The sequence below is a fragment of the Streptomyces olivoverticillatus genome, assembly GCF_014203555.1.
GTDB classification, from domain to species: domain Bacteria; phylum Actinomycetota; class Actinomycetes; order Streptomycetales; family Streptomycetaceae; genus Streptomyces; species Streptomyces olivoverticillatus.
The window spans coordinates 434,474-457,159 of sequence record NZ_JACHJH010000002.1; the positions used below are offsets into that span (position 1 = coordinate 434,474).

Consider the following 22,686-nt stretch of genomic DNA (forward strand, 5'->3'; position numbering starts at 1 on the left):
GCACCTTTGTCTCTGGAGGACGCCCCCGTGCCCGAAGGGCATACGATCCACCGCCTCGCCGTGGACCACCGAAAGCTCTTCGCGGGCCGGACCGTGCAGGCCACCAGCCCTCAGGGCAAGTTCAGCGACGGCGCCGCCCTCGTCAGCGGCCAGGAACTGGACACCGCCGAAGCCCACGGCAAGCACCTCTTCCTCGGCTTCGCCGCGAGCGGCTGGGTCCATATCCACCTCGGCCTCTTCGGCAAGTACACCTTCGGCACCGGCCACGCCCCGCCCCCCACCGAGACCGTGCGGCTGCGCCTGGCGACCCCGGACGCCTACGCCGACCTCCGCGGCCCCACCACCTGCGCCCTGCTGACCGACGGGGAGAAGCAGGCGATACACGACCGGCTGGGCCCGGATCCGCTGCGCGAGGGCGACGACGGGGAAGGGGCCTGGCAGCGCATCTCCCGCAGCCGCACCACCGTGGCCGCCCTGCTGATGGACCAGAAGATCGTCGCGGGCGTCGGCAACGTCTACCGCGCGGAGGTCCTCTTCCGGCACGGCATCGACCCCTACCGCCTCGGCCGCGACCTCACCCGGCGCGAATGGGAGGCGATCTGGTCCGACCTCGCGGCCCTGATGCGCGAGGGCGTGCGGAACAACCGGATCGACACCGTCCGCCCCGAGCACACCCCCGAGGCCATGGGCCGCCCGCCGCGCGTGGACGACCACGGCGGTGAGGTGTACGTCTACCGCCGCGCCGGAATGCCGTGCCACATCTGCCACGGCGAGATCCGCACCGCGGACCTCGCCGCCCGCAACCTCTTCTGGTGCCCGGACTGCCAGCGCCGCTGACCTCGGACGACGAGAAGCCGCTAGAAGCCGTGCGGCATCCACGGCGCCACGGCCGACCCGAAGGCCACCGACGCCTCGGCCAGCGCGCCCTCGCGCGCCTCCCGCACCCGCCCGGCCCGGCCCAGCGAGGCCAGTGACGTCCCGCCCAGATAGGCGGAGCCCAACTCCCGTACGGACAGCGCCAGGTCGGCGGCGTCCCGGGTGCGCTCACAGGAGGCGCCCTTGGCGTCACCGGTCAGCCGCCACCGCCCCGCGTTCCACGGGCAGAATGCGTCCTCGACCTCGAACACCACGTCGACCGGCGCCAAGTACGTACGCGCCGCCAGCGCCCCGCCCACGTCCACCAGCCGCAGGTGCAACCTGTCGCTCACCGACACCCGGCACCGCCGGACGTCGCTCACCAGGTGCAGCAGCGGATCGTCGACCGGCCGGCCCCGGGCCTCGACCCACGACGTCAGGCCGATGTCGAACAGGAAGCGCCACAATGCGGCGTACGCGGCCGGGGTCAGCGCCTCCAGATCCCGGAGCACGACCGTGCCCTTCGGCCCGGCCGGCTCCCCCGCCGGACGCACGGCGTAGCGCGCGTACCCCACCGTCTCGCCGCCGGCCTCCGCGAGCACGCACTGCAGCGGAGAGGCGCCGTCGCGCCCGCCCTCCGGGTCGAGCAGCGGCGACTCCTCCCAGCCCGGCTGCCGGGCCAGCATGCCCGGCCGGGTGGCGACCCGGCGCGCGTACACCGCCTCGCACGCAGCGCGCGCGGCCTCGGGCTTCGACAAGCGCAACCGCACGCCATCTGTGGCGTATGCGCCCTCTGCGCCGGACGGCATGGACAGTTGAACGCGGTGCGTCTCGATGCGCATGTGAATGTTGTGTGTCGCGATGCCATAGCCGAAGCGGCCGTAGATCGCCGGCTCCGACGCCGTCAGCCCGGCCAGCGGCTCGCCCCAGCCCCGTATGTCCTCCAGCTGGCGCCGCATCATCGAGCGCAGCACGCCCTGCCGCCGGTGCGTGGGCTGCACGCTCACCATGGTCACGCCGGCCGTCGGCACCAGGGAGCCGCCCGGCACCGTCATCCGGAACGAGAACGCACCGGAGGTGCCCACCAGTTCATCCCCGTCCCAGGCGCACAGCGAGCGCTCGCGATGGGTCAGCCTCCGCCACAGCGCCCGCTCCTCGGGCGCCACCGCCACTCCGCCGAAGGCCAGCTCCACCTTGTCGACCCACAGGTCCCAATCGGCCGGGCGCAGTACTCGCAGCTCCGTCGTCATAACCCATGCCTAGCAGCACATACCCGCTCAAGCGAACGAATTTCGCATATGGTTGCTCTCCGGGTGTCCGGCCGGCGCCCTCGTGGCAGCCGTGTCGGCGCGGCGTGAATCGACGCACCGCCGAATGGGTGGATAGGGTCCCGATGCAATGACTGGCGGTGCTGAGACCCCGACGGCCCGGATGCGCAAAGCACTGCACCGGGCCCGCACGAGCGTGCGCAAGGCCGGAGTCGACTACTTCAGGGGCGACGGCTCCGACTGGGTCGCCCTCACCGCGCTCCTGCTCTCGGTCCCCGCCCTCGCCTGGGGCACCGTCACCATGCCCGAATGGTGCGCCCCCGCCGCCCTCGTCCTGCCCATCGTCGCCGGCGGCCTGCTGCTGCGCCCCGCCAGCCTCCTCGGCCTCTACGCCGCCGCGGCCGCCGCCCTCGTCACGGAGTCGGCCGTCCTCGACGACCCCTACGTCTACGGGGCCGACCGCGTCACCCCCGGCACCATCCTCGTCGTCGCCGCCGTCGGCTTCCTCGGGCTGCTCATCGCGCAGTTCCGCAGCCGCGTCGGCGTGCCCTGGCGGCGAGGCGGAACGATGCTCTTCGACCTGCGCGAACGCATCCGCGTCCAGAGCAAGCTGCCCAAACTCCCGCGTGGCTGGCACCGCGAGATGGCGCTGCGCCCCGCCGGCGGCCAGTCCTTCTCCGGCGACTTCGTCGTCGCCGCCCGCACCAACGGCGGCAACACCCTGGAGGTCGTCCTCACCGACGTCTCCGGCAAAGGCATGGACGCCGCCTCCCGCGCCCTGCTGCTCTCCGGCGCCTTCGGCGGCCTGCTCGGCTCCCTCCCGCCCCAGGACTTCCTCCCCGCCGCCAACGGCTACCTGCTGCGCCAGGACTGGGACGAGGGCTTCGCGACCTCCGTCCACCTCGTCCTCGACCTCGACACCGGCGACTACGAACTGCTCTCCGCCGGACACGTGCCCGGCCTCCACCTCAGCGCGGGCACCGGGCGCTGGGAGGAGAAGTGCGCCTACGGGCCGCTCCTCGGCGTCTACGACGGCGCGGAGTTCGAGCCGGTCAAGGGCACCCTGCGCCGCGGCGACGTCCTCATGCTCTTCACCGACGGCCTGGTCGAGACCTCCGAACGCGAGCTCACCGAAGGCATGGACCGGCTCACCGGCGAGGCCGACCGCTATGTGACCTCCGGCTTCCACGGCGCGGCCTGGCACCTGATCGAGGCCGTGGCCAAGGACGTCAACGACGACCGGGCCCTGCTGCTCATCTGCCGGGACTGACCGCCCCTCAGCACGTCGTGATAGGAATGGCGGCCGGTGCGCGCCGAGCTCGCATCAGTTTTCGTTTTGTCAAGGTGTGATTCGGGGGAATTCGTGGCGACTCCGCCGCAGCAGCCTCAGCCGTTCCCGGGCCAGCAGCCATTCCCGGGCCAGCAGTACCAGCAGCCCTTCCCGGGCCAGCAGCAGCCGTTCGGGGGACAGCAGCAGTCCTTCCCGCAGCAGCCGTTCCCGGGACAGCAGCAGCCCCAGCAGCACTTCCAGGCGCACCCGCCGCAGGCCTACTGCCGGCTGTGCGGTGGCTTCCCCGCGGCCGACGTGACCGTGCGCGGGCACCAGGGCATCCTCGTGATGATGCGGTTCCTGAGCATGAAGGGCCCGTTCTGCCGCAACTGCGGCACCGCCGTGGTCCGCGAGATGAGCGGCAAGACGCTGTGGCAGGGCTGGTGGAGCCCGGTTTCGCTGGTCGTCATCACGCCGCTGACGCTGATCTGGAACCTCTTCATCCGCGCCAGGATCAACAAGTTGCCGCCGCCGGTCCCCGGCCAGCCGGGCCCGCAGCTGGACCCGGGGATCCCGCTGCGCAAGCGCCCGGCGGTCTTCGGCGCGCTGGTCCCCGTGCTCTGGCTGATCTTCATAGCGATCCAGATCGCCCGGGGCTCGTAGCGGTCACTTCTTGGCAGCTGCTTGCTTGAAGGCCCACTCCATCCGCGGCTCCATCACGCAGCGGAACACCCGCCGCACCGGGGCGGTGCACAGCACCGTGATCACCGTTGCGGCGATCAGGGTCACCACCACCTCGCCCACCGGCTTGCGGACCCAGGCGTACGCGTCGTACCACTCCCACCAGCGCGACAGCTTGATCAGGAAGCCGTGCAGCAGGTAGCCGTACAGGGTGCCCGCGCCCAGCGCCGTGAACCACGTCGCGCGGCGCGGCACCCAGGCCAGGAAGCACGCGGTCAGCACCGCCGAACAGGCGAAGAGCGCCAGGGTCATCACCGGGGCGGTCCAGGCCGCGTGGTGCAGGTCCTTGACGCTGCTGTTGCGGTAGAGCCAGCCGGTGTCCAGGGTCGGTGCCAGCGCGTAGGCGACCGCGACGGCGCAGGCGAAGACCGGTACGGCCGCGACCCGCACCCAGCGCCGGCGCACCAGCTCGAAGTGCGAGCGCTTGAGGTTCAGGCCGATCACGAAGTACGGCAGGAACTGCAGGACCCGCTGGAGGTCGAAGTCGCTGCCGATCTCCGGGGAAAGCGCGGCCAGCACCGCGATCACGAAGGCGAGCGGCACCGGCCAGCGGACCGCCTGCCACAGGGGCGTGGTGATCCGCCAGATGAACAGGGCCGCCAGGAACCAGTTGAGGTACCAGGGGTTGGTCAGCGAGATCGCCTCCGGCGGCGAGCCCCGGTCCGCCCAGTGCTGGAAGTACGTATACGCCACCTCGAACACCAGATACGGCACGACGACCCCGGTGACCAGGCGTTTCACCTTGGGCAGGCTCATATCGAAGCCGCGCGAGAAGTAGCCGGATATCAGGATGAAGGCCGGCATGTGGAAGGTGTACACCGTCATGTACAGCGCCATCGCCGCACGGCTGGTGTGGGTCAGCGGCTCCCACGCATGACCGAGGGCGACCAGGACGATCGCCAGGTACTTGGCGTTGTCGAAGAAGGGGTCGCGCCCCGCGGGGGCGGGGGTCTCGGCCGCTGCGGGCCGGGAAACGGGGGCCACCGAAGCAGGTGTGGCGGTGGGGGACATTCGAGGCACCCTAGCCGCGGAAGCGGAACCGGTAAAACCCTCCGCGGCCCGGGCGTCGGCGTGCCCGAAGTGCGGTCCGATTATTGGCCCGTACGCGTGGTTTTGGGGTGAGGATCAAGCAGTCGAACCCCTGGTAATACCCCGATGAATCGTCACGGCATGTCCTTGGCGCACGAGTTGATGGCACGATGGTTGCCGAGAGGGGGGCGTGCGGAGGGCATGGCCCCGGGCCGGCCAGGTGTTTCCGACCGAAGGTGTGATCAGTTGTGGCCATTTCGCTGTCCGTGGTGCTGCTCTTGGCGATCATCCTCGTGGTGATGATCCGCAGCAACAACATCAAGGCGGGGCCGGCGATCGTCGCCATACTCTTCGGCTTCTTCCTCGCCTCCACGGGCATGGCGCCCTCGATCCAGAGATTCCTCAACTCGATCGCCGAGACCATCAACACCATCAAGTTCTGAAGCGCTGCCCGGGGAACGGAAAACGCCTCCGGCCAGGGCCGGAGGCGTCATCAGGGGAAAGCGTGGAGCGGGCGACGGGAATCGAACCCGCGTAGCCAGTTTGGAAGACTGGGGCTCTACCATTGAGCTACGCCCGCGTGCGCCTACGACGCCGTGATGGCGGTGCGGCACGCTGTGCATCGTAGCGGGTCAAGGCGGTGCGCCGCACATCCCCTCCCGCCCGGCCCGCACACCACCCCTCCGGCGGTGATGCGACCCGGTGAAACCGGCAGCCGGGACCCCTGCGGGCATGTACCCTACGTCTCGCACTTACGGGGTGTGGCGCAGCTTGGTAGCGCGTCCGCTTTGGGAGCGGAAGGTCGTCGGTTCGAATCCGGCCACCCCGACCATCACTCGGCCGTCACGGTCATTCATCACGGTCACATCGCACGACCACCCGTCGACCACCAAGGTCACGTTGTGGGGCTCATCCTGCTTGCGGTTACTATGCAAGCTGCGCGTCTGTGTGTCTTCGTACCGGGCGCGGTCCGCTGGACGTCAGCATCCGCTGAACAGCAGAAACCCAAAGTCAGCCCCAAGGAGACCGAACCGTGAAGAGCGCCGTGGAGACCCTGAACCCGACTCGGGTTCGGCTCACTGTCGAGGTGCCCTTCGAGGAGCTCAAGGCCAGCCTCGACGCGGCGTACAAGAAGATCAACCAGCAGGTCACGGTGAAGGGCTTCCGCCAGGGCAAGATCCCGGCCCGTGTCATCGACCAGCGGTTCGGCCGCGGTGCGGTCCTCGAGGAGGCCGTCAACGACGCGCTTCCGAAGTTCTACACCGAGGCCGTCAACGAGGCCGAGCTCAACCCGCTGGGCCAGCCCGAGGTCGACATCACCGAGCTGAAGGACGGCGAGCTGCTGGCCTTCACCGCCGAGGTCGACATCCGCCCGGCCCTGGAGATCCCGGACTACTCCGGCATCGAGGTCACCGTCGACGCCACCGAGGTCACCGACGAGGACGTCGAGAAGTCGGTCGAGCAGCTGCGCGAGCGCTTCGCCACCACCGCTCCGGTCGAGCGCGCCGCGGCCGAGGGTGACATCGTCACCGTCGACCTCGAGGCCAAGGTCGAGGGCGAGGTCCTGGAGGACGGCGTCGCGTCCGACGTCGACTACACCATCGGCTCCGGCCAGCTGCTGGACGGCATCGACGACGCCGTGACGGGCCTGGAGGCCGGTGCCACCGCCACCTTCACCTCGCAGCTCAAGGGCGGCTCCGCCGAGGGCAAGGACGCCGAGATCAAGGTCGTCGTCAAGGCCGTCAAGGCCCGCGAACTGCCCGAGCTGGACGACGACTTCGCCCAGATGGCCAGCGAGTTCGACACCCTCGAGGAGCTCAAGGCGGACAGCCGCAAGCGCCTCGCGCGGATGAAGAAGTTCGACCAGGCCACCCAGGCTCAGGAGAAGGTCCTGGACGAGCTGCTCAAGCTGGTCGAGGTCCCGATGCCCGAGAAGCTGCTCGAGGACGAGGTCAACACCCGCAAGCACAACCTCGAGCACCACCAGCTCGGCCAGATCGGCATGACCCTCGAGAAGTACCTCGAGATGCAGGGCAAGTCCGCCGAGGAGTTCGACGCCGAGCTCAAGGAGCAGGCCGAGAAGGGCATCAAGACCCAGTTCGTCCTCGACGAGATCGTCAACAAGGAGAAGGTCTCGGTCGGCCAGGAGGAGCTCACCGAGCACCTCATGCGCCGTGCCCAGTCCTCCGGCATGAGCCCCGACCAGTTCGCGCAGGCCGTCGTCGAGCAGGGCCAGGTCCCGATGCTCGTCGGTGAGGTCGCCCGCGGCAAGGCGCTCGCGACGGTCGTCGAGGCCGCCACGGTCAAGGACTCCAACGGCGAGGTCGTCGACCTCGAGGACGAGGACGAGACCGAGACCGCCGTGGAGACGGTCGAGGCCGCCGAAGAGGGCACCACCGAGGCCTGAGCCTCACCCTGACGCGGGCCCCGTACGGAAATCCGTACGCGGCCCGTACGGAGCCCTGACGCACGGGCCCGGACGGAGAACCCCCGCCGCTTTCCCGGCGGCGGTCCCCGGCCGGGCCCGCCGCGTCCCCGGGGCCACTGGGGAGGGTGGCCGAACCTGCGCTCAGAGCGAACAGTTCCTGATGCGGGATGGCGCCTGCCTACCAGCGCGTTAGGGTCCGTAGATACGAGGGCAGGGGAAGACTTGGCAGCGTGCCGGAAGAGGTTCCGGCCTTGCCGGCCCCGGTCCCCAGAGAAGACGCGGAGACGGCCCGTTGCCGTCAGAGACGAGCAGGTGGATACGTGACGAATCTGATGCCTTCCGCCGCCGGTGAGATCGCCATCGGTGGTGGCCTCGGCGACCAGGTCTACAACCGGCTGCTCGGGGAGCGGATCATCTTCCTGGGCCAGCAGGTCGACGACGAGATCGCCAACAAGATCACCGCGCAGATGCTCCTCCTGGCCGCCGACCCGGACAAGGACATCTACCTCTACATCAACAGCCCCGGCGGTTCGGTGACGGCCGGCATGGCGGTCTACGACACCATGCAGTACATCCCGAACGACGTGGTCACCATCGGCATGGGCCTCGCCGCCTCGATGGGCCAGTTCCTGCTGACCGGCGGCACCGCGGGCAAGCGCTTCGCGCTGCCCAACACCGACATCCTCATGCACCAGGGCTCTGCGGGCCTCGGTGGCACCGCCTCGGACATCAAGATCCAGGCCGAGCAGCTGCTCCGCACCAAGGAGCGCATGGCGAAGATCACCGCCGAGCACACCGGCCAGTCCGTGGAGACGATCATCCGCGACGGTGACCGTGACCGCTGGTTCACCGCGGAGGAGGCCAAGGAGTACGGGATCATCGACGAGATCATCACGCACGCCTCCGGCGTTCCGGGCGGTGGCGGCACCGGGGCCTAAGACCCCGGCAGCACCGTCAGCCAGCCGCATTCCAGCCCACCGACCGCCATCAGGATGGTGAACACCCGCATGAACATCTCGTCCCCCAGCGGCCTCTACACCGGCCCCCAGGCCGAAGCCCGCTACGTGGTGCCGCGCTTCGTCGAGCGCACCTCGCAGGGCGTGCGCGAGTACGACCCGTACGCGAAGCTCTTCGAAGAGCGCGTGATCTTCCTCGGCGTCCAGATCGACGACGCCTCCGCCAACGACGTCATGGCGCAGCTGCTGTGCCTGGAGTCGATGGACCCCGACCGGGACATCTCGATCTACATCAACTCGCCCGGCGGCTCGTTCACCGCGCTGACCGCGATCTACGACACGATGCAGTTCGTGAAGCCGGACATCCAGACGGTCTGCATGGGCCAGGCGGCCTCCGCCGCGGCCATCCTGCTGGCGGCCGGCACGCCCGGCAAGCGGATGGCCCTGCCCAACGCCCGTGTGCTGATCCACCAGCCCTCCAGCCAGACGGGCCGCGAGCAGCTCTCCGACCTGGAGATCGCCGCCAAGGAGATCATGCGGATGCGCACGCAGCTGGAGGAGATGCTGGCCAAGCACTCCACCCAGCCGATCGAGAAGATCCGCGACGACATCGAGCGTGACAAGATCCTCACCGCCGAGGACGCGCTGGCGTACGGTCTGGTCGACCAGATCGTCTCCACGCGCAAGTCGTCCGTAGCGGTCTGAGACCGGTCTTCCGACCGGTCCGGGGCCTGCCCCCGGCCGGTCCCGGCCACCGCGCACGCCGGCGGTCCCTCCTTGGCCGAGTAGGGCCAAGGGGGGCCCGCGCGGGGGGCACGGCAAGGTACCGTCGATAGGCAAGCACCCGGGTTCGCAGAGCAAGGCGGATCCCAGGCGAAGGGGAAGCACCTCGTGGCACGCATCGGTGACGGCGGCGACCTGCTCAAGTGCTCGTTCTGCGGCAAGAGCCAGAAGCAGGTGAAGAAGCTCATCGCGGGTCCTGGTGTGTACATCTGCGACGAGTGCATCGACCTCTGCAACGAGATCATCGAGGAAGAGCTGGCGGAGACCTCCGAGGTCCGCTGGGAAGAGCTCCCCAAGCCCCGGGAGATCTACGAGTTCCTCGAGGGCTATGTGGTCGGCCAGGAGGCAGCCAAGAAGGCGCTCTCCGTCGCCGTGTACAACCACTACAAGCGCGTCCAGGCCGGTGAGAACGGCGGCCACAACCGCGACGACGGCATCGAGCTGGCCAAGTCCAACATCCTGCTGCTCGGCCCCACGGGCTCCGGCAAGACGCTGCTGGCCCAGACGCTGGCCCGCATGCTGAACGTCCCCTTCGCCATCGCGGACGCCACGGCGCTGACCGAGGCCGGCTACGTCGGCGAGGACGTCGAGAACATCCTGCTCAAGCTGATCCAGGCCGCCGACTACGACGTCAAGAAGGCCGAGACCGGGATCATCTACATCGACGAGATCGACAAGGTCGCCCGTAAGAGCGAAAATCCGTCGATCACACGGGACGTGTCGGGCGAGGGCGTCCAGCAGGCCCTGCTCAAGATCCTCGAGGGCACCACGGCCTCCGTCCCGCCCCAGGGCGGCCGCAAGCACCCGCACCAGGAGTTCATCCAGATCGACACGACGAACGTCCTGTTCATCGTGGGCGGCGCCTTCTCCGGCCTGGAGAAGATCATCGAGTCCCGGGCGGGCGCGAAGGGCATCGGCTTCGGCGCGACGATCCGCTCCAAGCGCGAGATCGAGGCGAGCGACCAGTTCCAGGAGGTCATGCCGGAGGACCTGGTCAAGTTCGGCATGATCCCCGAGTTCATCGGCCGCCTCCCCGTCATCACCAGCGTCCACAACCTCGACCGCGAGGCGCTGCTGCAGATCCTGGTCGAGCCGCGTAACGCCCTGGTGAAGCAGTACCAGCGGCTGTTCGAACTCGACGGTGTCGAGCTCGACTTCGACCGCCCCGCCCTGGAGGCCATCGCCGACCAGGCGATCCTGCGCGGCACGGGCGCGCGCGGCCTGCGCGCCATCATGGAAGAGGTCCTGATGTCCGTGATGTACGAGGTGCCGTCCCGCAAGGACGTGGCCCGCGTCGTCATCACGGCGGACGTCGTCCAGTCGAATGTGAACCCCACCCTCGTCCCGCGCACCCGCGGCAACGAGCCGGGGGAGCGGCACGAGAAGAGCGCGTAGCGCGCCCGCCGTACGAAGGTACGAAGCAAAGGGGGCGCCCGGCCGTGACGGCCGGGCGCCCCCTTGTCGTGTCACGGGCTTTACGGGATCTCCACCCGGGCCGCCGTACGGACCTTGGCCGTGAGCGCCGCGGCGTCCTCGATGGACGTGGACTCGCCTGAGATGACCGCTGACGCGTCCGTGAGGATGGTGAGGCCCACCGTGGAGTGGTCCGCCCAGAAGCAGAGCGGCATCACGACGTCCCTTGAGGCCTTGGTGCCGGAGTAGGTGGCGTTCTGGCACTTCATCACGGTGTCGGAGTCCATACCGGCGGGGGTGACCTTCTGCGGGCTGCCCATGAACTCCACTTTGCCGCCGTCATCGGTGGTCTGCTTGGCCTTGTTGGCCTCGAAGAAGCCGTTCACCACCACCTCGGGGTCCTTCACCTCGCCCCAAGCGCCCTTGAACTGCAGGAATTTCATGTTCGCGCCCTGGCCGGTCTCGTAATCGGCCCCGACGGTCTGCGCGTTGGCCACGCCGAGCGCCTTGATCTGCGCCATGTCACCGGAGTCGAAGCCGCCGCCCTGCTTGGTGGTGCTCTTGTGGTAGTCGGCCGGTATGGAGTCGGGCACGGTGAGCTTGTAGCGCTTGCCGGCCGGGGCGGGCGTGCTGCCGCCTGTTCCGCCCTGGTGCCGGCCGTTGTCCTTCTTGGCGGAGTCGTGGTGGCTGCCGCCCTTGAAGAGCAGCATGCCGCCCGCCACGATCGCGCCGACCAGGACGAGTGCCCCGGCCGCGATGGCTATCGCCTTGCCCTTGCCGCCGCCTTGCGGCGGGGCCGGCGGCGGATAGGGAGGGGGCATTCCGGGCTGTCCGTAGGGCTGTTGCGGGAACGCGCCGTACGGGCCCGGCTGCTGCGGATACCCATAGGGGCCGGGCTGTGCGGGGCCGCCGCCCTGGCCGTAGGGGTACGGCTGCTGAGGCGGCTGCGGCGGTCCGCCGTACGGGCCCGGCTGGGTGTAGCTCATCTGGGTTCCCTCGTGAAATACGCTCTGATCGGCGGTGACTTCGACCGGGGAATCCTGTCACGAGCGCCGGGACCCGCTGCCCGGCCGGGCTCACTTCTCCTTGCGCACCTCAGTGCGGACCTTGGCCGCGGTCTCCGAGAGGTCCTTGGCGGACATCACGTCGCCGGTCGCGGAGGCGGACGAGTCGATGCCGCCCGACACCTTCGTCACCTGGTGCTCGACGACGCCGATGGCGCTGGTGTCGCCCCAAACGCAGGTGCTGACCTCGCTGACAGCACTCATGGCGCCCATGGTCGAAGTGCTCTTCTGCGTCAGGCACTTCATCACGGCGCCGTCGAAGCCGCTCGGGTGGTAGACGGCGGTCGGCGAGGTGGTCTCGATCGTGGCCTTCACCGTCTGCTGGATCTTCTTCTGGTTCTCGTCCATCACCGCGAGCATCGCGTCCACGGCCTTCGCCGGGTCGGCGACCTCGCCGTAGACGCCGGTCACCCTCAGCTTCTGCTTATTGGTGTTGGCGTACACCCCCTTGACGCCCGTGCCGTTGGCGATGCCGATCTGCTTGGCCTTGGCGTCGTTGGTGAGGTCCTCGGTCTCCTTGCCGCCGGTGACCGCGTCCTTGGTGTACTGGCCGTCGAGGAGCGTGGCCGGCAGGACCATTGTGTACGGCTTCACCTTGCCGCCGTTGCCACTGTCACCTCCGCCGTTGCCGACGGAGCTGCTGCCGCCGCCCCCGCCGTGGCTGCCGCCCTTGAAGAACAGGACGCCGCCGACGATGGCGCCGACCACGACGAGCGCACCGACGGCGATCCCGATGGCCTTGCCCTTGCCGCCGCCCTGCGGCGGGGGCGGCGGTGGGTACCCGCCCGGCATGCCCGGCTGGCCGTACGGCTGCTGCTGCGGTGCGCCGTACGGGCCCGGCTGCTGGGGCGCGCCGTACGGCGGGGGCTGCTGGCCGTAGGCCGGGGGCTGCTGGGGGTAGCCGTAGCCGGGCTGGCCGGGGGCGCCGCCCTGGCCGTACGGGTTGGGGCCCTGGGGAGGCTGGGGCGGCTGGCCGTACGGGCCCGGCTGGTTGTAGCTCATCGTGTCCTCTTCGGAGCGGGTCTCTCGCGCGTTGGTATCCGGCCATCCTTCCTGATGGCTTATCCCGGCTTTACCGCGGGGAGGCAACGGTTCGGGAACAGTGCGGGGTTGGGGTCAGCCGACTTCGACGCGTACGTCCGCTCGGAGCTTTGCCGTCCGGTTTGCGGCCTCTTCGACGCTGAGGTCCTGCCCCTGGACGAGCAGACTGGCGTCCAGGGCGAAGACGGCTCCGACGGTGCTGTGGTCGCCCCAGATGCACAGCGGCATCCTGATCGGGTGGTCGCCGGTGTTCTGGTCGGTCCACTTGGTGATCTGGCACTTCATCACGGCGTCCCCGATGCCGTCCGGCGTCATGCGCTGCGGGCTGCCCTCGAGTTCGGTCTTCATGCTGGGGTCGGTGTCGTGTGCGGCCCCGGTTGCCACGTCCCGGAACATGCCGTCCACCACGGCCTCCGGGTCCTTCACCTCGTCACCCCAGGCGCCGGTGAACCTGAGCATCTTCTGGGAGGTCTTGTCCCCCTCGGTCTTGTATGCGGCCGTGAGGGTCTGCGGGTTGGTGACCCCGCGGTTGCGGAGGGCGGCCAGGTCCTTGGAGTCGAAGCCGCCCCCGGGGTCGGTGGCGTCCTTCTTGTACTCCCCGGCGACCGTGTCGGGAGCGGTGAGCTTGTAGCGCTTCGCGGCGGGCGTGGCCGGCGCGCTGGTGGAGGGCGCCGGCGTGGTGCCGCCGACGGGCTTGTTGCTCGCACTGGCGTGGTGGCTGCCGCCCTTGAAGAGCAGCATGCCGCCCGCCACGATCGCGCCGACCAGGACGAGTGCCCCGGCCGCGATGGCTATCGCCTTGCCCTTGCCGCCGCCCTGCGGAGGGACCGGCGGCGGATACAGAGGGGGTATTCCAGGCATGCCGGGCTGCCCGGGCCCGGGCCCGTAGCCGTATCCCTGGCCCTGGCCCTGGACCGGCTGGGCATAGGGGTTGGGCTGCTGGGGCGGCGGCCCGTAGGGGCCTGGCTGCTGCCCGTACGGGCCCGGCTGGTGGTGGCTCATCGTGTCCCGGCGTTCTCCGCGCCGCGGAACGAGCGCCGCGGCAGTGATGACAGGTCCCCGACATCCTTGCCGATCATCCGTCGGCTCCGTGCGGCGGGGCGGCGCCCCGGCCCCGAATCGGTTCGTGAGCTGTCACCCCCTCCCCGTAGAATTCCCCCGTGACCGAGAACACTCAGCAGAGCCCCGACCGCGGGCCGATGGACAGCGCCCCCGAACTGCCGACCCAGTACGCGCCGGCCGAGGTAGAGGGGCCGCTGTACGAGCGCTGGGTAGAGCGCGGTTACTTCGAGGCGGACGCGAAGAGCGACAAAGAGCCGTACACCATCGTCATCCCCCCGCCGAACGTCACGGGCTCCCTCCACCTGGGCCACGCCTTCGAGCACACGCTGATCGACGCCCTGACCCGGCGCAAGCGGATGCAGGGCTTCGAGGTCCTGTGGCAGCCCGGCATGGACCACGCCGGCATCGCCACGCAGAACGTGGTCGAGCGCGAGCTCGCCAAGGAGGGCAAGTCCCGCCACGACCTCGGCCGCGAGGCGTTCGTCGAGCGCGTGTGGCAGTGGAAGGCCGAGTCCGGCGGCCAGATCTCCGGCCAGATGCGCCGTCTGGGTGACGGCGTGGCCTGGAGCCGCGAGCGCTTCACCATGGACGAGGGCCTCTCCAAGGCCGTCCAGACGATCTTCAAGAAGCTCTACGACGACGAGCTGATCTACCGCGCCGAGCGCATCATCAACTGGTGCCCGCGCTGCCTGACCGCCATCTCCGACATCGAGGTGGAGTACCAGGACGACGACGGCGAGCTCGTCTCCATCCGCTACGGCGAGGGTGACGCCTCCATCGTCGTCGCCACGACCCGCGCCGAGACGATGCTCGGCGACACCGCCGTGGCCGTCCACCCCGAGGACGAGCGCTACAAGCACCTCGTCGGCACCGAGATCGAGCTGCCGCTCACCGGCCGCCGCATCCCGGTCGTCGCCGACGAGCACGTCGACCCCGAGTTCGGCACGGGCGCCGTCAAGGTCACCCCGGCCCACGACCCGAACGACTTCGAGATCGGCCGACGGCACGACCTGCCGTCGCTCACCGTTCTCGACGAGCACGGTGTCATCACCGTCCACGGCCCCTTCCTCGGCCTGGACCGCTTCGAGGCCCGTTCCACGATCGTCGGCGCCCTGCGCGCCGAGGGCCGGATCGTCGCCGAGAAGCGCCCGTACACCCACTCCGTCGGCCACTGCTCGCGCTGCAAGACGACGCTGGAGCCGCGTCAGTCCATGCAGTGGTGGGTCAAGGTCGGCCCGCTGGCCGAGGCCGCCAGCAAGGCCGTGCGCGAGGGCGACGTCGCCATCCACCCCAAGGAGATGGAGTCCCGCTACTTCGGCTGGGTCGACAACCTCCACGACTGGTGCATCTCGCGCCAGCTGTGGTGGGGCCACCGCATCCCCGTCTGGTACGGCCCCAACGGCGAGATGGTCTGCGTCGGACCGGACGACGAGGCGCCCACCGGCGAGGGCTGGCACCAGGAGACCGACGTCCTGGACACCTGGTTCTCCTCCGGCCTGTGGCCCTTCTCCACGCTCGGCTGGCCCGAGAAGACCGAGAGCGTCGCGAAGTTCTACCCGAACTCCGTGCTCGTCACCGGCTACGACATCCTCTTCTTCTGGGTCGTCCGGATGATGATGTTCGGCCTCTACGCGATGGACGGCACCCCGCCGTTCCACACCATCGCCCTGCACGGCATGGTCCGCGACCAGTTCGGCAAGAAGATGTCGAAGTCCTTCGGCAACGCGGTCAACCCGCTGGACTGGATGGACAAGTACGGCTCCGACGCCGTCCGCTTCACCCTCGCCCGCGGCGCCAACCCCGGCGTGGACGTGCCGATCGGCGAGGACTGGGTCCAGGGCTCGCGGAACTTCGCGAACAAGCTCTGGAACGCCACGCGCTTCGCCATGATGAACGGCGCCACCGTCGAGGGCGAGCTGCCGGCCGCGGACCGGCTGTCGGCCACCGACCGCTGGATCCTCTCCCGCCTCAACTCGGTCGTCGCCGAGGTGGACGCGTACTACGACGACTACCAGTTCGCCAAGCTCTCCGACACCCTGTTCCACTTCGCGTGGGACGAGGTCTTCGACTGGTACGTCGAGCTGTCCAAGGCCACCTTCGCCAAGGGCGGCCCCGAGGCCGAGGTCTCGCGCCGCGTCCTCGGCGAGGTCCTCGACGTCACGCTGCGCCTGCTGCACCCGGTCGTCCCGTTCGTCACCGAGACGCTGTGGACCACCCTCACCGGGCGCGAGTCCGTGGTCATCGCCGACTGGCCGGCCACTGTGCTCGTTCCTGGGGCTGACGCCCCGGGCGGCTTCCGCGACGCGGCGGCCGAGCAGGAGATCGCCACCGTCCAGCAGGTCGTCACCGAGGTCCGCCGCTTCCGCTCCGACCAGGGCCTGCAGCCGGGCCAGAAGGTCCCGGCCCGGCTGGACCTGACCGGCACGGCGCTCGCGGCCCACGAGGACGCGATGCGGTCGCTGCTGCGCCTGCAGCCGGCCGGCGAGGGCTTCTCCGCCACCGCCTCGCTCCCCGTCGCCGGCGCCACCGTCGCCCTCGACCTGTCCGGCACGATCGACGTGGAGGCCGAGCGCAAGCGCCTGGCCAAGGCGCTGGCCGCGGCCGAGAAGGACAAGGCGCAGTCCACGGCCAAGCTGGGCAACGAGGCGTTCCTGGCGAAGGCCGCCGAGGCCGCCGTGGAGAAGATCCGCAAGCGGCTGGAGACGGCCGAGGCCGACATCGAGCGGATCACCGCTCAGCTGGCGGCCCTGCCTGGCGGTAACGGGACCACGGCCTAGAACGTCCCGGGTCCCACATGGGACCCCACGGCCCCTCCACAGGCTCCTCCTCCACCCGGTCGAGGGGCCTGTGCTGGTTCCGGTCCCGGCGGTCGCGTACGGGCGCGAACAGCACGTACGCCGTCGAGACCGCCACGAAGCCGAGCCGGATCAGGCCCTTGGCCGACTCGTCGGGCACCAGGAAGACGCTGCCGTAGAGGACGATCAGCGCGATCCAGCTCCACCACGGCACCAGCCGCCGCTGCCCGCACACGTCCCACAGCAGCGTGCCGAGCAGCACGGAGGCCGTGTAGTAGGTGTAGACGCTGGGGTCGAGGACGATCCGGGCGTTCGCACCCAGCAGCACGACCGCCGCCCACCGGCCCCGCCACACGGCGATCGCGCCGAGCGCGAGGCCCAGCGCGGCCTGGGCGGGCCGCGCCCAGTCGGGCGTCTGGGGGGTGTTGCCGCCCAGCCAGCGCAGCGCGGACGCCGGGTTGTTGGGGATGGTGAACTTCGCCGCTGCAAAGGAGTGCGGGTCCACCAGGAAGAACGGCAGCCACGCGACGGCCACCAGCCCCACGCACCACACCCCTGCCCGCAGCCACCGCTCCTTGGGCAGGGCGAGCAGCAGCGGCAGGAAGGCCAGCGCGGTCGGCTTGGAGTTCAGGGCCATCGCCATGCAGATGCCGGTGGCCGCCGCGTCGCAGCGCGTCAGGTACCGCACGGCCAGGGCCGTGAAGAACAGCGCGAGGACGTCGTCCAGGTGCGCGAAGCGGACCGAGACCTCGATCCACATCGGGATGAAGGCCAGGCCCGCGATGAGGACGCGCTGCCGCAGTCGCTGGTGGTTGGTGCCCGTGCCAAGGAAGTGCCGGGCGGCGCTGCGCCCGGCCAGGACCACGATCACCAGGCCCAGGACGGACATCAGTGCCTCGGCCAGCACCTGGCCGACCTCGGCCGGGAAGGGGTTGAACAGCCCCGCCGTCAGGAAGCTGATGGGGCCCATCTGCAGCTCGGGGTGGCGGGCGTAGAGGTTGAGCCCGCCGTCGCCCGAGGTGCCGCCCTCGTAGATCAGCTCGCCGCCGGTGCGCAGGTAGTGCCAGGAGAAGCCGCCGCTGGGCTCGACCACGACGAACCAGAGCACGGCCCATGCGGTGAGCAGCAGCAAGTGCATCCGCGTGCTGAGTTCCGGTATCCGCACAACGCTCCCGTTCCGCCTTCACCCGGAGACGGTCGTGTTTCCGGGCATGAATATCACCGGCGGTCAGATGGCGGAGCGGGAGTGAAGGTTGCCCTGCGGCCCACTTCTGTGAGGCAAATCATCAACAGGAGTGGTTTGTTGCACGGACATGCGAGGCGTCAGGCCTCGATGGCCACCGGACCGGAGTCCACCCGCTCGGCGTTGCGCCGCGTCTTGGCCCAGCCGTTGCGGCCGCGCAGCATCCGTACGAAGCCGCGCGCGGATGCCGGGAAGAGATGGTAGGCGTACAGCCACAGGCCGAGCCCCCACAGCAGCGCGGTCAGCAGCGAGCGGTCCGGCGCGCGGTCGCGGCGGTAGACCGGGCCCCACAGCACGAAGGGCAGCACGGAGACGACGGCCAGGGCGAGCACGAGCGGCCACAGGGCGAGCATGCCGCCGAAGGCCGCGCCGAAGCCGTCCCGAGCGGCCGTCAGGCCGAGGAAGACGAACATCACGGCGCACAGCGCGAGCGTGACCAGGTGGGCGACCGGCTGCAGGAAGGTGTAGAGCGTCTCCAGGACGCCCTTGCCGCCGTAGTGGCGCGAAGAGACGATGCGCGGCGCGTAGCGCACGCACTGCAGGTTGCCCTGGGCCCAGCGGGTGCGCTGGGTGAGGAAGCGGCGGCCGTGCGGCAGGCCCTCCTGGGAGACCCAGGTGTCGGCTATGTGGGATATCCGGTCACCGCTGAGGATCATGTGCAGGCCCAGCTCGTAGTCCTCCAGCAGCGCGCCGCGCTGCCAGGGGCGGCGCTCGGCGGCCGCGATGCGGTCGAGTGAGGCGAGGCGGGTGAACTGGCCGTTGCCGCCGAGGCCGACGGAGCCGGTGCGGCCGCGCAGCAGCTGCATCCCCGCGTTGGAGACAGAGAACTCCATGTCCTGCATGCGCACCAGCAGCCGGGCGAAGGCGTTGCGGAGCCGGCCCCGGCCGTCCAGCGGCCGCGGGTCGTCGATGTTCCGCATGCGGACGCTGACCTGCACACCGCCGGTCTCGGGGTCGCCGAAGCCCTGGGGGCCGCTGACGCGGGCCAGGGCGCGGGGGTCCAGCCGGCCGTCGGCGTCGACGACGCAGACCACGACGCGCTCGCGGTCGGTGTCCTTGGACAGGAACTGGTTCAGCTCGTCGTAGGCGGCGTTGAGCGCCGCGCCCTTGCCCTGGCGGGCGTGGGGCCGGTGGCGGCGCACGAGGTGGATGCGGCGGTCCTCGTCGGCGAGGGCGGCCACGATGGCGCCGGTGCGGTCGTCGCTGTCGTCGTCGATGACCCACACGTGCGCACGGGGATGGTCGGCGCGCAACTGCCCGACGGTGGTCCCGACGACGGCTTCCTCATCCCGGCAGGGCACGAAGAAGTGCCATGCGAAGGCGCCCGGGTCACCGTCCTGGACGGCGGGGCGGCGCAGGTACGCGTGGCGTGCACCGGCCCAGTAGAGCAGGAAGCAGAGCAGGAGGAAGAAGGGGAAGGCGAGAAGGAAGGGGTTGGAGAACATGCGGGTGCAGCCGTCCGGCGGTCGAGGTCGAAGAGGTCTGGGGGCGGAGCCCGGGGCTACGCGGCGGCGGCCAGCAGCTGCGGTGCGACGGCCGCGGTCAGCAGCGTGACGATCCGCTCCGACGCGCGCCCGTCCCCGAAGGGGCTCGGCAGCGTGGCCAGCCGGGCCAGGCCCTCGGGCCCCTCTGCCAGCCGGCGCCGGGCGGCCTGCCCGATCTCCGGGCCCGGCTCGACCAGTTCCGCGAAGTCGCCCATCGCCTCCGGCCGTTCCGTGGAGCGGCGCACGACGATCAGGGGGCGGCCCAGCACCGTGCACTCCTCCTGGATGCCGCCCGAGTCGGAGACGAGCAGCGCCGCGTGCCGGGCCAGGGCGAGGAACTCGCCGTAGCCGACGGGGGCGCTCACCGTGAGCGGGGCGAGCAGGTCGTCGAGGCCGGCGGCCTCGATACGGGCCCGGGTGCGCGGGTGGAGCGGCAGGACGACCGGGAGATCCGCGGCCAGGGCGGCCAGCTCGGTGAGGACGGCCCGCAGGGCCTCGGCCGAGTCCGTGTTCTCGGGCCGGTGCACCGTGGCCAGCACATAGCCGCCGTCGGCCAGCCCGTGCCGGGCCAGCAGCGCCGCGCGCTCCCGGGCGCCGGGCAGCTGGCCGTGCACGGCTTCCACGACGGTGTTGCCGGTGACCGCGATCCGGGCGACGTCGACGCCCTCGGCCAGCAGGTTGGCCCGGTTCTCCGGGGTGGCGGCGCACAGCACGTCGGCGATGTGGTCGATGAGGACGCGGTTGTGCTCCTCGGGCATGTTGCGGTCGTGGCTGCGCAGCCCGGCCTCGACGTGCAGCAGCGGGATCCGGCGGGCGTTGGCCGCGAGCGCCCCGGCGAGGGCGGCGTTGGTGTCGCCCTGGACGACGACGGCCAGCGGGGGCTCGGCGGTGAACAGCTCGTCGAGCTGGCCGAGCGCGGCGGAGATCTGCACGGCGCGGGGCCGGCCGCCGACGCCGGTGAGGAAGGTCGGCTCGGGCAGGCCCAGCTCGCTCAGGAAGCGGCCGGACAGCTCCTCGTCGTAGTGCTGTCCCGTGTGCACCAGGTGAGCCGCAGGGCCCAGGAGGCGCACGAGGTCGGTGAGCTTGACCAGCTCGGGGCGTGTGCCGAGGACGATGGCGACGCTACGCGAGGGCAGAGACTGCACGGAAGTGACTCCTGGGGCCGACGGGGGATGACGGCTCCTGAGCCTGTGGTGCGTCGGTTGCGCCTCCTGGGGGTGTTCGGTTGCCGGACGGTTGCGGCCGGATGATGGGTGACCTTGGTCCCCGGGCGGTCAGGGACCTTCGGCCCGCCCCCGGGCGTCCTGCGGCCCGTCCTCCGGTCCGCCGTCGCCGTTCGCCCTCTCCTCCGGGCGGTAGCGGTAGCCCAGGCCGCGCACGGCCTCCAGCGGGTCGGCGGCCTCGTCGCCCGCGGCCTGGCGCAGCTTGCGCCGCAGCCGCAGCACCGCGAACTTCACCCGCTCCCGGCCGGTGCCTTCCTGGTCGTCCCAGACCCGGTCGAGCAGCTGGTCGGTGGTGATCACCCGGCCTCGGTTGCGGACGAGCACCTGGAGCAGCCGGTACTCGATGTCGCTGAGCCGGGCCTCCTGGCCCTGCCAGAGGGCCGAGCGTCGCTCGGGGACCAGCCGCAGCCCGTCGTCGCCGTAGCCGCCGCCCGCCCAGCGCGCGGGCCCGCTGCGGCGCAGCAGCGCTTCGACGCGGGCGAGCAGCTCTTCGTTGCCGAACGGCTTGGGCAGGTAGTCGTCGGCCCCCGCGCGCAGGCCGCGCACCCGGTCGGTCTCGGCGCCGCGAGCGGTGAGCAGGAGCACGGGCAGGTCGCTCATGTCCCGGGTGCGTTCGAGGACCTCCCAGCCGTCGAGCTCGGGCAGGCCGATGTCGAGGATCATCAGCGCGGGCCGCTCGGCGAAGAGCAGCCGCAGGGCGTCGCGGCCGTCGGCGGCGTGGACGGCGGTGTAGCTGGCACGGGTGAGCAGCACGCGCAGGGCGAGGCCGAGGTCGGGGTCGTCCTCCACGACGAGGATGCGCGTCATGGCCGCGGGCCCCTGTGGGCGCGGGCGGCCGGGGTCTGCCCCTCGGTGAGGCGCGCGGTGGCCGGTCCCGCGACGGGCAGCCGGATGCGGAAGGCGGCGCCGCCTTCCGGGGCGGCCTCGGCGGTCAGGGTGCCGTCGTGGAGTTCGACGACGGTGCGGCTGATGGCGAGCCCGAGGCCGGTGCCGGGGTAGCCGCCCTTGCGCGCGTTGGGCGCCCGGACGAATCCGGCGAAGACCTCCTCGCGGTACGCCTCGGGGATGCCGATGCCGGTGTCGGCGATCTCGATGACCCAGTGGTCGCCGCGGGTCGCGGCGGTGATGGTGACGCGGCCGCCGGGCGGGGTGAACTTGACGGCGTTCTCCAGCAGATTGCCCAGCACCTGCTGGAGCCGGTGCCGGTCGCCGCACAGGGCGGGGCCGGGCGTGCAGTCGAGCACGGTGAACAGGCCCGCCTGCTCAAGGGGGCGCATGTGGTCCAGGAAGGCGTCTTCGAGCATGCCGGGCACGTCGACGGGCGCGAACTCCAGCTCGGGTCCGGTGGCCCGCATCCGGGTGGTGAGCAGCAGGTCGGAGATGACCCGCTGCATGCGCTCGCCGTTGCGCCGGATGGCGTCGATGAAGGAGGTCTGCTCGGCCGTCAGGCCGCCGAAGGCGGGGTCGGCGAGGAGCTCGCCGAAGCTGACGATGGAGGTGAGCGGGGTGCGCAGCTCGTGGGAGGCGGCGGCGGTGAAGGCATTGCGCTGGTGGGCCAGTTCGGCCAGCGCGAGGTTGTCGCGCTCCAGATCGTGCTCGCGCCGCTTGGCGTCGGTGATGTCGGCGAAGACCCAGAGGGCGCCCAGATACGTCTTCCCATGCCGCAGCGGCTCGACTTCGCGGCGGATCAGGCGCCCGTCGGCGAGCGGGATCTCCGCCACCCGGTGCACATGGCGGCCGGCCAGGATCTCGCCGGGGGAGCGCTGCCCGCTGCCGCCCTCGGCGAAGAAGGCCCGTACGAGCGGGACGAGCGGCTGGAGGGAGGCGCCGGGGGAGAGATCGGCCCGGCCCTCCAGTTCGAACATCTCGACGAATTTGCGGTTGACCGCCAGCACCTCGTCCGCCGGGCTCTGCAGCAGCACCCCGGCGGGCAGCGCCTCCAGGACCGCTTGCAGCCGGTCCCGGTCCTCGGACCCCATGCCACACACCGTAAGCCAAAGCGGAGGAGTGCGCTCCTGCGCATTTCGGAGA

Annotated in this window: 19 protein-coding genes and 2 tRNA genes; 10 read left to right on the plus strand and 11 right to left on the minus strand. The window is 70.6% G+C overall.

Annotated elements, in window-relative coordinates; genetic code table 11:
- Positions 1 to 27 precede the first annotated feature (27 nt).
- Positions 28 to 837 carry an Fpg/Nei family DNA glycosylase gene (locus FHS39_RS07225; RefSeq protein ID WP_184347446.1) on the plus strand — a complete coding sequence of 270 codons (810 nt, stop codon included), beginning with the start codon at positions 28 to 30 and terminating at the stop codon, positions 835 to 837.
- A gap of 20 nt (positions 838 to 857) precedes the next feature.
- Here FHS39_RS07225 and FHS39_RS07230 read toward each other — a convergent pair whose 3' ends face one another.
- Positions 858 to 2,105 carry a GNAT family N-acetyltransferase gene (locus tag FHS39_RS07230; RefSeq protein ID WP_184347448.1) on the minus strand — a complete coding sequence of 416 codons (1,248 nt, stop codon included), beginning with the start codon at positions 2,103 to 2,105 and terminating at the stop codon, positions 858 to 860.
- Positions 2,106 to 2,253: 148 nt separating this feature from the next.
- Between FHS39_RS07230 and FHS39_RS07235 the strand changes: the two genes are divergently transcribed.
- Both FHS39_RS07235 and FHS39_RS07240 read left to right on the plus strand, forming a co-directional pair.
- Positions 2,254 to 3,393 carry a PP2C family protein-serine/threonine phosphatase gene (locus FHS39_RS07235; RefSeq protein WP_184347450.1) on the plus strand — a complete coding sequence of 380 codons (1,140 nt, stop codon included), beginning with the start codon at positions 2,254 to 2,256 and terminating at the stop codon, positions 3,391 to 3,393.
- Positions 3,394 to 3,486: 93 nt separating this feature from the next.
- Positions 3,487 to 4,056, plus strand: coding sequence for a hypothetical protein (locus FHS39_RS07240; protein WP_246469981.1), 570 nt, complete (start codon positions 3,487 to 3,489; stop codon positions 4,054 to 4,056).
- A 3-nt stretch (positions 4,057 to 4,059) separates the two neighbouring features.
- Here the strand turns inward: FHS39_RS07240 and FHS39_RS07245 are convergent, their stop codons facing one another.
- Positions 4,060 to 5,145: an acyltransferase family protein gene (locus FHS39_RS07245; protein ID WP_184347452.1), complete on the minus strand. Its 1,086-nt coding sequence runs from the start codon at positions 5,143 to 5,145 to the stop codon at positions 4,060 to 4,062.
- A gap of 266 nt (positions 5,146 to 5,411) precedes the next feature.
- Here FHS39_RS07245 and FHS39_RS07250 point away from each other — a divergent pair, with 266 nt between their 5' ends.
- Entirely contained in the window at positions 5,412 to 5,606 is a 195-nt protein-coding gene (locus FHS39_RS07250) for a hypothetical protein (RefSeq protein WP_184347454.1), read from the plus strand.
- Between the two features lie 63 nt (positions 5,607 to 5,669).
- Here FHS39_RS07250 and FHS39_RS07255 read toward each other — a convergent pair.
- Positions 5,670 to 5,743 (minus strand) — tRNA-Gly (locus FHS39_RS07255).
- Positions 5,744 to 5,918: 175 nt separating this feature from the next.
- Here FHS39_RS07255 and FHS39_RS07260 point away from each other — a divergent pair.
- The 5 genes from FHS39_RS07260 to clpX all read left to right on the plus strand — a co-directional run bounded on the left by FHS39_RS07260 (position 5,919) and on the right by clpX (position 10,725).
- A tRNA-Pro gene (locus FHS39_RS07260) sits at positions 5,919 to 5,995 on the plus strand.
- Between the two features lie 201 nt (positions 5,996 to 6,196).
- Positions 6,197 to 7,570, plus strand: coding sequence for a trigger factor (gene tig, locus FHS39_RS07265; RefSeq protein WP_184347456.1), 1,374 nt, complete (start codon positions 6,197 to 6,199; stop codon positions 7,568 to 7,570).
- 353 nt (positions 7,571 to 7,923) lie between these two features.
- The gene (locus FHS39_RS07270) at positions 7,924 to 8,529 is read left to right on the plus strand and encodes an ATP-dependent Clp protease proteolytic subunit (RefSeq protein ID WP_184348741.1); all 606 of its coding nucleotides are present in this window, start codon (positions 7,924 to 7,926) and stop codon (positions 8,527 to 8,529) included.
- 54 nt (positions 8,530 to 8,583) lie between these two features.
- On the plus strand, positions 8,584 to 9,252 hold the full coding sequence (locus tag FHS39_RS07275) for an ATP-dependent Clp protease proteolytic subunit (protein WP_184347458.1): 669 nt from the start codon (positions 8,584 to 8,586) through the stop codon (positions 9,250 to 9,252).
- A gap of 186 nt (positions 9,253 to 9,438) precedes the next feature.
- Positions 9,439 to 10,725, plus strand: a complete 1,287-nt coding sequence (gene clpX, locus FHS39_RS07280; protein ID WP_086566545.1) for an ATP-dependent Clp protease ATP-binding subunit ClpX — start codon at positions 9,439 to 9,441, stop codon at positions 10,723 to 10,725.
- Between the two features lie 80 nt (positions 10,726 to 10,805).
- Here the strand turns inward: clpX and FHS39_RS07285 are convergent, their stop codons facing one another.
- The 3 genes from FHS39_RS07285 to FHS39_RS07295 form a co-directional block, all read right to left on the minus strand.
- Positions 10,806 to 11,729 carry a hypothetical protein gene (locus FHS39_RS07285; protein WP_184347460.1) on the minus strand — a complete coding sequence of 308 codons (924 nt, stop codon included), beginning with the start codon at positions 11,727 to 11,729 and terminating at the stop codon, positions 10,806 to 10,808.
- 90 nt (positions 11,730 to 11,819) lie between these two features.
- Positions 11,820 to 12,809 carry a hypothetical protein gene (locus tag FHS39_RS07290; RefSeq protein WP_184347462.1) on the minus strand — a complete coding sequence of 330 codons (990 nt, stop codon included), beginning with the start codon at positions 12,807 to 12,809 and terminating at the stop codon, positions 11,820 to 11,822.
- Between the two features lie 114 nt (positions 12,810 to 12,923).
- Positions 12,924 to 13,850, minus strand: a complete 927-nt coding sequence (locus FHS39_RS07295) for a hypothetical protein (RefSeq protein ID WP_184347464.1) — start codon at positions 13,848 to 13,850, stop codon at positions 12,924 to 12,926.
- A 158-nt stretch (positions 13,851 to 14,008) separates the two neighbouring features.
- Between FHS39_RS07295 and FHS39_RS07300 the strand changes: the two genes are divergently transcribed.
- Positions 14,009 to 16,687 carry a valine--tRNA ligase gene (locus tag FHS39_RS07300; protein WP_184347472.1) on the plus strand — a complete coding sequence of 893 codons (2,679 nt, stop codon included), beginning with the start codon at positions 14,009 to 14,011 and terminating at the stop codon, positions 16,685 to 16,687.
- Here the strand turns inward: FHS39_RS07300 and FHS39_RS07305 are convergent.
- The 5 genes from FHS39_RS07305 to FHS39_RS07325 all read right to left on the minus strand — a co-directional run bounded on the left by FHS39_RS07305 (position 16,638) and on the right by FHS39_RS07325 (position 22,634).
- Entirely contained in the window at positions 16,638 to 17,843 is a 1,206-nt protein-coding gene (locus FHS39_RS07305; protein ID WP_184348743.1) for a hypothetical protein, read from the minus strand. The genes FHS39_RS07300 and FHS39_RS07305 overlap by 50 nt on opposite strands.
- A gap of 185 nt (positions 17,844 to 18,028) precedes the next feature.
- A complete protein-coding gene (locus FHS39_RS07310; protein WP_184347474.1) occupies positions 18,029 to 19,393 on the minus strand; it encodes an XrtP-associated glycosyltransferase in 1,365 nt (454 codons plus the stop codon).
- A gap of 56 nt (positions 19,394 to 19,449) precedes the next feature.
- Positions 19,450 to 20,577, minus strand: a complete 1,128-nt coding sequence (wecB, locus tag FHS39_RS07315) for a non-hydrolyzing UDP-N-acetylglucosamine 2-epimerase (RefSeq protein WP_184347476.1) — start codon at positions 20,575 to 20,577, stop codon at positions 19,450 to 19,452.
- A gap of 129 nt (positions 20,578 to 20,706) precedes the next feature.
- Complete coding sequence (locus tag FHS39_RS07320; RefSeq protein WP_184347478.1) at positions 20,707 to 21,462, minus strand: response regulator transcription factor; 756 nt, start codon at positions 21,460 to 21,462, stop codon at positions 20,707 to 20,709.
- Complete coding sequence (locus FHS39_RS07325) at positions 21,459 to 22,634, minus strand: PAS domain-containing sensor histidine kinase (RefSeq protein WP_184347480.1); 1,176 nt, start codon at positions 22,632 to 22,634, stop codon at positions 21,459 to 21,461. The genes FHS39_RS07320 and FHS39_RS07325 overlap by 4 nt, the downstream gene beginning before the upstream one ends.
- Positions 22,635 to 22,686 lie beyond the last annotated feature (52 nt).

Coding starts and splice junctions, on each gene's coding strand:
- FHS39_RS07305 (WP_184348743.1), bottom strand. CDS start 17,843: ATGCACTTGCTGCTGCTCACCGCATGGGCCGTGCTCTGGTTCGTCGTG.
- FHS39_RS07325 (WP_184347480.1), bottom strand. CDS start 22,634: ATGGGGTCCGAGGACCGGGACCGGCTGCAAGCGGTCCTGGAGGCGCTG.
- FHS39_RS07235 (WP_184347450.1), top strand. CDS start 2,254: ATGACTGGCGGTGCTGAGACCCCGACGGCCCGGATGCGCAAAGCACTG.
- FHS39_RS07290 (WP_184347462.1), bottom strand. CDS start 12,809: ATGAGCTACAACCAGCCGGGCCCGTACGGCCAGCCGCCCCAGCCTCCC.
- FHS39_RS07275 (WP_184347458.1), top strand. CDS start 8,584: ATGGTGAACACCCGCATGAACATCTCGTCCCCCAGCGGCCTCTACACC.
- FHS39_RS07320 (WP_184347478.1), bottom strand. CDS start 21,462: ATGACGCGCATCCTCGTCGTGGAGGACGACCCCGACCTCGGCCTCGCC.
- FHS39_RS07295 (WP_184347464.1), bottom strand. CDS start 13,850: ATGAGCCACCACCAGCCGGGCCCGTACGGGCAGCAGCCAGGCCCCTAC.
- FHS39_RS07245 (WP_184347452.1), bottom strand. CDS start 5,145: ATGTCCCCCACCGCCACACCTGCTTCGGTGGCCCCCGTTTCCCGGCCC.
- FHS39_RS07310 (WP_184347474.1), bottom strand. CDS start 19,393: ATGTTCTCCAACCCCTTCCTTCTCGCCTTCCCCTTCTTCCTCCTGCTC.
- FHS39_RS07285 (WP_184347460.1), bottom strand. CDS start 11,729: ATGAGCTACACCCAGCCGGGCCCGTACGGCGGACCGCCGCAGCCGCCT.
- FHS39_RS07230 (WP_184347448.1), bottom strand. CDS start 2,105: ATGACGACGGAGCTGCGAGTACTGCGCCCGGCCGATTGGGACCTGTGG.
- FHS39_RS07270 (WP_184348741.1), top strand. CDS start 7,924: ATGCCTTCCGCCGCCGGTGAGATCGCCATCGGTGGTGGCCTCGGCGAC.